The organism is uncultured Lamprocystis sp. (genome assembly GCF_903933125.1).
Classification (GTDB): domain Bacteria; phylum Pseudomonadota; class Gammaproteobacteria; order Chromatiales; family Chromatiaceae; genus Thiodictyon.
Genome location: NZ_CAIZIZ010000404.1, coordinates 1 through 11582, shown reverse-complemented (window position 1 = coordinate 11582; position 11582 = coordinate 1). Strand labels below are relative to the sequence as shown.

8 protein-coding genes are annotated in these 11582 nt (G+C 57.0%); all 8 read left to right on the top strand.

What is annotated here, in order from left to right; genetic code table 11:
* Positions 1-205: 205 nt before the first annotated feature.
* The 8 genes from QZY03_RS21335 to QZY03_RS21305 all read left to right on the top strand — a co-directional run bounded on the left by QZY03_RS21335 (position 206) and on the right by QZY03_RS21305 (position 11482).
* Positions 206-1015 (top strand): serine hydrolase, encoded by an 810-nt coding sequence (locus QZY03_RS21335; protein ID WP_295584394.1) that lies wholly within the window; start codon positions 206-208, stop codon positions 1013-1015.
* A gap of 2 nt (positions 1016-1017) precedes the next feature.
* A complete protein-coding gene (locus QZY03_RS32215) occupies positions 1018-1827 on the top strand; it encodes a YdcF family protein (protein ID WP_366935555.1) in 810 nt (269 codons plus the stop codon).
* Positions 1820-2665: a class I SAM-dependent methyltransferase gene (locus tag QZY03_RS21330; RefSeq protein ID WP_295584392.1), complete on the top strand. Its 846-nt coding sequence runs from the start codon at positions 1820-1822 to the stop codon at positions 2663-2665. The genes QZY03_RS32215 and QZY03_RS21330 overlap by 8 nt, the downstream gene beginning before the upstream one ends.
* Positions 2666-2751: 86 nt before the next feature.
* Positions 2752-4323, top strand: coding sequence for a UDP-N-acetylmuramoyl-L-alanyl-D-glutamate--2,6-diaminopimelate ligase (locus QZY03_RS21325; RefSeq protein ID WP_295584390.1), 1572 nt, complete (start codon positions 2752-2754; stop codon positions 4321-4323).
* Positions 4313-5665: an NHLP bacteriocin system secretion protein gene (locus tag QZY03_RS21320; protein ID WP_295584388.1), complete on the top strand. Its 1353-nt coding sequence runs from the start codon at positions 4313-4315 to the stop codon at positions 5663-5665. The genes QZY03_RS21325 and QZY03_RS21320 overlap by 11 nt, the downstream gene beginning before the upstream one ends.
* 1 nt (position 5666) lies before the next feature.
* The gene (locus tag QZY03_RS21315; protein WP_295584387.1) at positions 5667-7544 is read left to right on the top strand and encodes an ATP-binding cassette domain-containing protein; all 1878 of its coding nucleotides are present in this window, start codon (positions 5667-5669) and stop codon (positions 7542-7544) included.
* A gap of 65 nt (positions 7545-7609) precedes the next feature.
* Positions 7610-10522 carry an NHLP bacteriocin export ABC transporter permease/ATPase subunit gene (locus tag QZY03_RS21310; protein WP_295584385.1) on the top strand — a complete coding sequence of 971 codons (2913 nt, stop codon included), beginning with the start codon at positions 7610-7612 and terminating at the stop codon, positions 10520-10522.
* A gap of 126 nt (positions 10523-10648) precedes the next feature.
* Positions 10649-11482 (top strand): class I SAM-dependent methyltransferase, encoded by an 834-nt coding sequence (locus tag QZY03_RS21305; RefSeq protein ID WP_295584383.1) that lies wholly within the window; start codon positions 10649-10651, stop codon positions 11480-11482.
* Positions 11483-11582 lie beyond the last annotated feature (100 nt).

The window sequence follows — 11582 nt, the reverse complement described above, 5'->3', positions numbered from 1 at the left end:
CTGGTGCGCCGCACCAGTTGGGCGGCGGCGAATTTCGTCAACTCAACCGCAGACCCGGACGCCCTCGTTATTTCCCAGCGGGACTGGGAACGCTTGCTGGATCAACTGGCCTCGACGGCCTGAAATGGCCAAAGTCGAGTAACAGACATCGCCTAAGATCCCAATCAGCTTTAGATATGACACCAACCTGTGGACCTTTCTGCTTATGAGCAATCTTTGCATAAGTGAAACGCTGCGTGCATTCATGGCGTACGCCTGCGAGGCCGGCCGCTCGTCTTATTTTGAGATAGAACTTCCTCAAACCCACTGGGCTAGCGGTGTTGCAGAAGATGAAATGCGCCCCGCTGCTAGCCTGTTAAAACTGCCCCTGGCCATGGCTGCCGAGGCCGCTATGACGGCGGGCCACATCGACTCATCAGGAAGCATTCCAATCGACCTACTGCTCCGTGATGCCGACGCACCGAGCATCCTCGAACGACTCGATTCAGATCATCGCCTGTCTCCCCGCGAGATCATCGGCATTGCGATCAGTGCCAGCGACGGTCCCTGTGCCCGTTGGCTACTTAGAACGGTTGGAAGTCAGTCGGTTGCGGAAACCTTGGATGCTATCGGTTGTCGGCAGACGAAGATCGAGGCGGCGATGGCGGACGATGCTGGATCCCTGGTCGGCGAAACCACGTGTCGCGAAGCGGTAGGGATGCTCCGGGCCGCGGCGGATAGTGCCAGATATCCGTGTACGGCCAACGCCCTGCGGCGCTCGATTCGCAACTCCCGTATTCCGCTGGGTGCGAACGATCTGGATGTCCAGATTCTCCACAAAACGGGTAGCCTTACCGGTGTCGCACACGACGTCGCCCTTCTTGAGTGTGTGGAGGGTAGGGTTTGGGCGGCTTTCCTGACAGAGCAGCAGCATGATACACTTATAACTGGATATGCGATGGGAATATGTACTCGTCATGTTCTGCAAGCTTGGGGGCTCGCCGTTCAACGAACATCTAGCGCCGTGGAGGGTTAAAGGTGGATGTGATACAAGGATTAGGGGGCGTAACCCTGTTGTGGGTGCTCGGCTTATCCGGGGTGGCGGCCGGTGGCCTCGCTTTCCCTGGATCGATTTTTGGAATCCCTCTGGCTGTCATTGTTATCGCCGCTTGGCGCGTCCGGCGCGCCGAGCGCTGCGCTGTCCGCTGGATACCACATCAATGGATCTCAGGCGCACCTTCCGGATCTCGGCCAGCCTTGCTGGTGTTCGGAGCGAAGACGACACCTAATGGACCATCGGCTGAATTGCGAGCACGCTTGGACCACGCCTGGGAACTCTGGCGCCGAGGCGCGGCGCCCCTGATCCTCGTCAGTGGTGGAGTGGACAAGGCACTCGACGAGGTCGAAAGCATGACTGCTTATCTGCTCGAGCTTGGCGTTCCGGAAGATGCCGTAAAGCCTTGTCGTCCGGGGGGGAGTACCCGTCAAACGATCAGCGCAGTGCGCCGGATCGTCGGGGGTGGACATCTGAGCCCCATCATCGCTGTTTCCTCTGCGTTCCATGCCTGTCGGATTCAGGACGAGGCCCGCAGACAGGGCGTGACGATCAATGTCTCGGCCCCGGCAGAGACCCCCGAGACGTGCCATCGTCGAACATATCGAGTGCGCTTTTTCTCCGAGATACTCGCTGTCCTCTGGTATGCGCTGCCGCACTCTTGGGCAAATCGCATCCACACCGGAACCGATTCTTGGCGGCATCGATTACCCTTGGTGCTAGCCGGCCAATTGCCGTTGCGACATCTGTTCGCTCAATCTACCTCCACCAAGAACAATGTCCGTCATGAGTGACCAACTGCACGTTCCGCCAGGCCATATCTACTCACCCATTCCTTCGGCAGCGGATGTTGCTAGAGCGCTGCGCCGCGCGGGGCACTATGGGCGCACACTGACGGGCATCGAGCTACGCACGTCCGAGCAGCTTAAATTGCTTGATTTACTGTTACCCTTCTATAACGACCTTCCGTTCGCAGCTGAGCCAGGCCGTCACCGCTTTTACTACAACAACACCTGGTTCACCTACGCCGATGCGGTCTTCTATGCCCTCATGCTCCGGTACCTGAGGCCGCGGCGCGTGATCGAGGTGGGCTCGGGCTACAGCAGTGCGCTTGCGCTCGATGTCGACGGGTTATTCCTGGGTGGTACGACGCACTTCACCTTTATCGATCCTGATCCGTTACGGTTGCTGGAGTTAGCTACGGAGGCCGACCTGCGCGGGCGGATTGTCACCGCTCCGGTGCAGGACGTGCCGCTCTCCTTATTCGCGGAACTCGGCAAGGGGGACATCCTCTTCGTCGACAGCAGCCATGTCATCAAGGCCGGCTCCGACGTCCAGCACCTGCTCGACGAGGTCTTTCCGCGCCTGGTGGATGGGGTTTACATTCATATCCACGATGTGTTTTATCCGTTCGAATACCCGGAGAGTTGGCTCGTCACCGGGTGCTCGGTGAACGAGGCCTATGCCGTTCGCGCACTGTTGCAGTTCAGCAGTGGCTACCGCATCGAGTTGTTCACCGATTACCTGAAGACCACTCATCGCGAATGGCTCAGCGAGAGGATGCCCCTGACGCTGAATGGTTCATTCCCGACGGGGGGAATCTGGCTGCGACGGACTGCCGCTTCAACTTGATCCGTGGCGTAAATTTCCAAGTGTCTTCCGTCTGCACCTATGCTACAGGAAGAATTATCGTAACGCCGACTGACGCTGAGGCAATCATGAGATTATCCAAACTGATCGGTGCCCTATCTGAAATCGAGACGATGCTACCTGGGCTTCTCGACCCGGACATTAGTAGCATTACAGACGATTCAAGGGAAGTCAAACCAGGAGATCTCTTTGTCGCAGTTGTCGGCCGAACAACCGATGGGCATTACCATATCGAGCAGGCCGTCGCGAATGGGGCCGCCGCGGTGATTGCAGAGCGAATGGATAGCGCGCCAGCCGATTCGGTTCCCTATATTGTTACGCGAAATTCCCGAGTCGCCCTGGCGACTTTAGCCGCGGCTTTTTGTGGTTTTCCCGCCCACAATTTGCGGGTGATCGGCGTCACTGGAACGGACGGTAAGACCACGACCGCGACCTTCATCCGTGGCATCCTGACGGCGGCCGGTTACCAATCTAGTATGGTGACTTCGCTTGGTGCTCACATAGGTAACGAGGTTTACGATATCGGTCGCAATTTCACTACTCCCCGCCCCTTTGAACTGCAAAAATACCTCGCGCGGATGGTCGAGAGGGGGGATGCCTATGCCATTTTGGAGGCATCGTCCCAAGGTCTCGATCAAGGCCGCGTGCTGAGTTGCGACTTTGATGTGGCGGTGATGACCAATATCACACACGATCATTTCGATTACCACGGAACCAAGGAAGCTTATCGCGATGCCAAGGCGCAATTGTTCCATGGTTTGTTAGAGAATTCGCAGCGTAAGCGGAATGCACTCAAGGTGAGCGTCCTCAACCGAGATGATCCCGCGTTCACACATCTCGATGGTATCAGGGCAGATGTCACGGTGACCTATGGTTTATCCCGCATGGCCGACTTCACTGCTGTTCATTTATCTCAATCTGCACTCGGCACGCACTTCAAGGCGGAGACGCCGCAAGGACCGATCGATGTGGAGATCGCCCTGCTCGGAGATTATCATGTCGAAAACGCCCTCGCCGCCATGGCTGCCTGCTACACTCAGGGTATCAGTTTAGAAGATATGGCGCGTGGTATTGCATCTATCAAGCGGGTGACCGCGCGGTTAGAGAGAGTCGATTGTAATCGGAACTTTGGCATCTATGTCGACTACGCCCATACCCCAAACGCGCTGAAAAGGGTCTTGCACTTTGCACGATGCCTGACAACAAACCGCGTCATCCTGCTGACTGGAGAATACGGGCGCCGAGACAAATCGAAGCGAGCTATTATGGGCGAGATCGCCGGGATGTTTGCCGACAAGGTAGTGATAACCGCCGACAATTATTGGTGCGAGGAAGATGTCGGGATTATTATGGGACAGTTGGCGTCAGGTTGTAAGAAGGCGGGGCGCCGGGATGGAGTTGATTATTGGTGTATACCCGATCGGAGGGCAGGCATTCGGTTTGCGATCGGACTGGCCGCGGCTGGGGATACAGTCATCATTGCGGGAAAAGGGCATGAGAAATCCTTGGTCTCCGCAGGCGAGGTGTATCCATGGAATGAATTTGATGCCGTGAGGGAGGCGTTAGAGTTGGCCCATCAGTCGCCAGTCACCCAATACCCTTACACTATGCGAAATCGGGGCAGAGGTGATGTTGGCTGAACACGCGCATACAGCTGAAGCGTACGACCCGCTCAGTTCGGTGGAGGAGTTGGACCATGTCATGTATGTGGTTTCCTCTAGGTCCTGGCTCGGGCTGCTCACTGTCTGCCTGCTGCTTGCCGGCGCGGTCTCGTGGGGTTTCATCGGTAGCGTGTCGACTAAAATCGCGGGTCAGGGCATCCTCATCGAAAGCGGTGCGCTCTTCAATATCGTGACCGTATCTCCTGGGCAAATCCTCGAAATGGCGGTCACGGAAGGTCAAGCGGTGAGCCCGGGCACGGTTGTGGCCAGACTGGCTCAGCCGGAGATCGAGGCGGATCTGCGCGAGGAGCAGAGCCTATTGGCCAAGCTCAAGCAGGAACGCGCCTTTATTGAATCCGAAGAAAAGACGAGGGCGAATCTCGAGTACCAGTACGTCGACCAACAGCAGCGGACTCTGGAAGAGTCGATCCGTATGGGTTCCGAGCACGTCAAGGAGACACGCGAATTGGTCGAATTCTATAAGGATCTGCGCATCCGCGGTACGGTCTCCAGGCTGGACTTGGAGAAATGGAAGGGCGAGCTCCGCCAGGCTGAGATCCAGCTTCTGAAGGATCGGCAGCAATTGTTAAATCTAGACCTCATGCGCCACAAGACTGATACAGCATTGGAGCAAAAAATCCTAGACTTGATGAAGACAATGGTGCCAGTAGAGGAGCGGGCTCAGTCGCTAAAGGAGCGACTCAACACCTTTTCCGAGGTGAGGAGCATTCATAGCGGGGTGATTGTTGAAATACATCGCAATCGCGGTGACGTGCTGAGGGTAGGGGACTCGGTAGCCACGATGGAGCTGAATCATCGCGAGCGGGACCCGGAAGCAACCTCAGATGCGAAAGATACCAAGATGCGTCGGGGAAACCCCCTGGCGGTGGCCTACGTTCCTCCCTTCCAGGGCACCAGCATCCGGCCGAAAATGTCGGTCCAGGTGATCCCGGAGAGCGTCTCGGAAGACGAATTTGGCGTGATGTTGGGCCAGGTTGAGTCGGTATCCCGCTACCCCGCCTCGCCCCAGGGTATGATGCGAGTATTGGATAACCAGGAGCTAGTGGATATGCTTACTCACCAAGGCGCGCCCGTCATGATTACGGTCAGCCTCCAAGAGGCTCCGGAAAACCCATCCGGCTACCGCTGGTCATCGGGGTTAGGACCACCGACACCCATCGAATCCGGCACCCAGTGCGTCGTTAAGGTGATTACGCGCACCCAGACTCCTATTGATCTAATCATTCCCTACCTCACCCGGCTTTTCCAGGGGCACGGGACTGGTCCGGTGGCCGCAGGCGAACCTGGTCACGGACATTGAGATGCGCTGGCGCCGCCTTAAAACCGCCATCAATCGGCAGACATACAGCCAGGAGGGCGGCGCTACGTCTCTGACTGCGCGCTTTAAACAGCGCTTCGCCGTCAGGTCGATTGGGCTGTTCACTGGATTCCACTTCCAACGCGACGGGAAGCGGTCGGGCGTTGCTCGTGCTATTCGGCCCTGGATGGTCGGGATGTCTTCGGCCATCGGCTTTGGCATGGTCGCGGGGCTGCTGCTGGCCATTCCGAGCGTGGCCCAGCCCGGCTTTACCCGGATCTTTATCGATAACATCCTCAGTCCGCAGCGACCCGACTGGCTTAAGCCGCTGCTCCTGACCATGGGCGGATCACTGTGGATCATGGCGATGTTGAGTTTTCTTCAGCGCCGGGTCTTCCTTCGCCAGATCCTGAAAAGCTCGATCACCGGTAGCGCAAGATTCATCACCCGAGCTTTACGCCTGCCCTATGCCTTTTTCACACGCTACCATGGCGGAGAAGTGGGAATACGCGGCCAGTATCTCGAGAGCATTTCCACAATCATCGTCGAAGATCTCACCGCTACCTATATCAACCTGGTTACCATCGGGTTCTATGCCCTGGTGATGCTGAAATACGATACAGTCCTGACACTCCTGGGCATCTCCATCGCCCTACTCAACCTCGTCGTGCTGAAGTTCGCCGCACACAAGAGCCAGGTGCTGTTCAAGCGTTTCGTGCAAGAGTTCGGCAAGGCCCGTGCCGCCGGTATCCACGGACTGCAGATCATCGAGACTCTCAAGGCCTCCGCTCGCGAGGCGGACTTCTTTGCGCGCTGGGCTGGTTTGACGGCTTATTCTAAGAATATCGGGCAGCACTATGCCCTGTGGCAGTTGACTCTCGCGCAGATTCCTGTTCTGTTGACCAGTCTATCGATGGCGGTCGTCTTGGGTGTGGGCGCGCTGCGCGTGATGGATGGGAGTATGACGATCGGTATGCTGGCGGGTTTTCAGGCACTCTTGATCCTCTTTACCGCACCGGTGCAACAGCTCGTGGAGTCGAGCTCCAGATTTCTGACGCTTGGTGGCTATCTCGAACAAATCGACGATGTGATGCAACATCCGGCAGACCCGCTCTTTCAGGACTCCCGAGCGGACACCCTCGTCCTGCCAGGGGTCGGCATTCAGCTTTCTGGGGACTTCGAACTGAGGGATATCACCTTCGGTTACCCGCAAACGGAATTGCCGCTGATTCGGAATTTTTCGCTGAAGGTTGCTCCGGGGTCGCGGGTGGCGCTGGTGGGTGGCTCCGGTTCCGGTAAATCGACCGTGGTCCGACTGATCGCACAACTCTACCGGCCCTGGAGCGGCGAAATCCTGTTCGACAACATTCCTCGCTCCGAAATCCCCCACGCGGTCTTTGCGAGATCGGTCGCCTTCGTGAACCAGGATATATTTTTCTTTGAGGGCAGTATACGAGATAACCTGACCCTATGGAATCCGAGCATCCCCGACAAGGACGTGGTCCAGGCGGCCAAGGATGCTGATATCCACTCAGTCATCTCGGGTCGGGCAAGGGCCTACCATGGCGATGTCCTGATCGGAGGCGCAAACTTCAGCGGCGGACAGCGGCAGCGCCTGGAGATTGCGCGAGCCTTGACGACCAATCCCTCCATCATCATCCTGGACGAGGCTACTTCCGCCCTGGACGCTGAAACCGAGGCACGTATCGACGCCTGCATACGCCGGCGCGGAGTGACTTGCCTGATCGTTGCACACCGACTCTCCACCATTAGAGATGCGGACGAGATCATCGTCATGGATCGAGGCGCGATTGTCGAGCGCGGGTCCCATGAGGAGTTGATGGCGGCAGGCGGTCATTACTCTCGATTATTGTTGAGCTGAATCAGGTCGTGATTGACAACCCGTCCCATGTCTCTTGGATGCCCCGCTCTGCCGAGACCGCCTGTTTGAGCGGAAAGACCCCGCTGCTTCTCTTGGAGCCGAGCCTGGCATGGTCGATTTTGGAGGGCCGAGCGGATGTGTATACGGTTCGGATTCGCGAGGGTAGACCGGCCGGCGCGCGCCGACATTTATGCACCCTCAGTGCGGGCGACCTGATTGTTAGTCTGGGTCTGAGCGACTCGGGGCTGGCGCTGCAGGTCGTCGGCGTGCCCGGAACCCGGGTTGCCCTAGTTGATAGGGAATTGCTCTTTAGGCCGCAAGGACTGGATGCCGCGCGCCAACAGGAGGCCGCTGCAGAACTTATCGATCGGTTTCTGCTTGGGCTCTGTGCCGGTCTGACGCGGGATATCGCGCCCAAGCCAAGCATTCGGCGCGAACTTGAATCTGGCCAACTCATCGATCTCCGGGGGACCAGGGTCCTGCGCCCTACCCTGGGTGTCTGGTGGCTACGGTTGGATCTGTCGCAGGGCGAAGAGGAACACGCCTCGGCCGGCGCACTGCTGTACCTGGGTCTGGAGGAAATAAGTCCGCCCGGTCTTACCCCCTTCGGCGTCCTCACGGCTCAGACTTGGGTCGATACTTACGAGTCTGAAAGACCATTGCGCGTCCGGGTGCTCGACACCAGGAGCGTTCTCGCTAGCCATGATCCGCAGGCTGCGCTCAGCCAATTTGCCGACCTGTTCTTTCGTTGTCTGGAAGTAGAGTTGCGGTTGGCGGATGTCGATGTCTTAAATTCTATTCGCGTCAAGACTCAAGCTGCCCATCGGTCGCGGGCTATTGGTTTGGAACGGCTCGGCGGGGTATTGAACACAGGACGGATAGGTCTCGGCTCGGGCGACGACCATCCTTTGGCTGCTGCATGTGCCCTGGTGGCACGAGCTGTCGGCGTCGAGATCCCAGCCATCGATTTGCGAGGTGACGAACGCGTCGAGGACATCGCCGCCGCTTGGGGTATCAGACATCGGCCAGTCGCTCTTAGGGAGCACTGGTGGCTCCAGGACGGCGGCCCACTTCTGGGCTTCCTGCGCGACGAGGCACCAACTGATGGGCTGGGAAGACTCCGACCGATCGCCCTGCTGCAGCCTAAGCCTGGGCGTTACCTGGCTCATGACCCGGCGGCCCGGATGTGCATTCGCGTCTCCACGGCGACGGCGCGACGTATCGCACTGAACGCAGTGTCTTTTTATCGACCTTTCCCAGAGAAACCACTTGGCGTCCTTGATTTGTTTCGCTACGCTGCCCTGGGCTCGCGACGGGATTTCTTGTTTTTTCTCTACAGCGGTTTCGCCATTGCACTCCTCGCGGTAATACCGCCCCTCGGAATCCAGGCCATCTTCTCGGATGCCATCCCTACGGCTAATCGGGTGCTCATTGGTGAAGTGGTGGCCATCCTGGTGGTTGTGGCTATTTCCGTGTTCATCCTAAGTTTAGCCCGTATCTCAACAGTCCAGCGCCTGGGAGGACGAATGGATTTCCTCCTCGAACCAGCCATATGGGATCGTATGATCCGTTTGCCCACGAGCTTCCATCGCAGTCAAGGGCCCGGGGAATTAGCTGAAAAGGCCGATGGGCTCATGGTCATTCGAAAACAGCTGGCCAGCTCCTTTCTTTACTCCGTTCTCACCGGTATCTTTGCGGCATCGAATCTGGCCATGCTCTTCGTTTTCAGTCCGCAACTTGCGCGGCCTGCGACGGTCATACTAATGTTCGGCGCTTTGGCCGCGGTGGCCATCAATCTGCGGCAGATTAAGAGTTGGAGGGTCTATTTCGTATTACAGGGGCGAATTAGCAGCATGCTGGTCCAAGTCTTTACCGGGATAGCCAAGATTCGCATGTCCGGGTCGGAGGACCAGGTCTTCGGCCTCTGGGCCTCAGCGTTTGCCAAACAGCAAATACAGATGCTGCGTGCCGGCCAAGAACAGAGCGCCCTATTGGTATTCAATTTAATATTTCCGATTGCCTCCATGATGGCGCTCTTTTTTGTAGCGGCAGGTCCTGCAGGCCCCATGGTCGAGACGGGGTCATTTATGGCCTTTCTGGCCGCCTACACCGCGCTGCAAACCGCCCTGTTGTCTATCACTACAGCTGCGGTGGCTCTCTCGTCAGTTGTCCCCGTCTATAACAGATTAAGGCCGATCATTGAGACCTTGCCCGAGCAATCTGGCGCCAAGGTCGACCCGGGACGGCTCAAGGGCAAAATCGAACTTGCCGAGGTTCATTTCAGCTACGCGCCCGATGGCCAAAATATTCTTCAGGGGGTCAACCTGGAGATCAAACCAGGGGAATTCGTCGCTCTGGTTGGTCCATCTGGATCGGGCAAGTCGACCATCTTGCGGCTCCTGCTCGGGTTCGAAACACCTACCTCGGGCTCCGTGCGTTACGATGACCAGGACCTTAAGGATCTGGATCTATTTAAGCTGCGTCAGCGTAATCTGGGCGTCGTCCTCCAAGAGACGGGGCTGCTTCCCGGCGACATTTTCTCCAATATTGTGGGTTTCAAGAATATGAGCCTGGAGGATGCCTGGGAAGCCGCTCGCATGGCCGGCCTCGCCGATGACATCCAAGCGATGCCGCTGGGGATGCATACGGCGATAGGCGAGGGCGAGATAACCCTGTCCGGAGGCCAGAAGCAGCGCCTGTCCATCGCCCGCGCCCTGGCCGGCGACCCCACTATCCTGCTGATGGACGAGGCCACATCAGCGTTGGATAACGAAACGCAACATATCGTCTCGGCTGCACTCGACCGGCTGCGTGTCACCCGTGTTGTCATCGCCCATCGGTTGTCCACCATACAGAATGCCGAGCGCATTCTCTTCCTTGACGCCGGTCGCATTGTCGAATCGGGCACCTATAGCGAGTTGATGGAAAGCCAGGGGCGATTTCATGACCTGATTAAGCGCCAGCTCGTGTCGTCATAAATCGAGTCCAAACGAATCGGCTGGAAAAGGTTTTCTGGTGCACCCATTAGCCTTTTTCTGGCTCGCAGTATCAGTCAGGCAACCTGTGCCTAAGCGATCTCAGCCATGCAATAAGATTTATTAAAGATGAGCGTCAATAAACAATTGGTAAATAAGGCCGACCACTATAATGACCCCCAACATAACTATCCGCAGTACTGGGAGGGACGCGATTATGAGCATGCTGCCGAAGTGTTGGCGCTCAAGCGATTATTACATGGAAAACGCTTCAAGCATGCATTGGACGTCGGTGGCGGATATGGGCGCTTATGCGTTGTTCTCGATGCCTACGCGGACCGGGTGACCCTGGCTGATCCCAGTCGGAAGCAACTTGAGTTCGCCAGAGACTTCCTGAAAGACCACCCGCAGATTGAATGCAGATTGCTCCAGGCCGACAACCTGAAGTTGCAAAGCGGCTCCATAGACTTGCTGACCATGATACGGGTCCTGCATCATTTGCCGGCCCCAATCGCCGAATTTTTTGAGATAGCCCGCGTGTTGAGTGATGACGGTTGTGTGGTTATTGAAGTTGCAAACTACACCCATGCCCTCAATCGCCTAAAGCACCTATTCAAAATAAAAAGTTTACCGATTACTCCAGTTGATATCCGTTCAGCCGAAAACCGGCGCGCAGATGAAATGCCGTTCGTAAATCACAACCCTGTGACAGTGATCGAACAATTGAGTCACGCTGGACTCAGGGTGGAGCGTACCTTGTCGGTTTCCAATCTTCGAAGCGCTGCGCTGAAAAAACTCATGCCTCTTCGCATCATGCTGGCGCTAGAAAAACCGATGCAACAGATGTTCGCCGCTAGCTACTTCGGGCCGAGCATCTTTTTTTTAGCGAAAAAATGCTGGGCGGGATCGAAACGGGTGGGTTTAGTGGACCCGATGTCCAGGACAGTTTTCCCCCGAATTTAAGCTATCGTGCCCACGTTCATCGCAGCGGTTTGGCGCTGCCCCAGCCACGGCGGAGCGGTCGTTAAGACGGCATCCGCGTAGCGATTAAGAAAAAATCTGT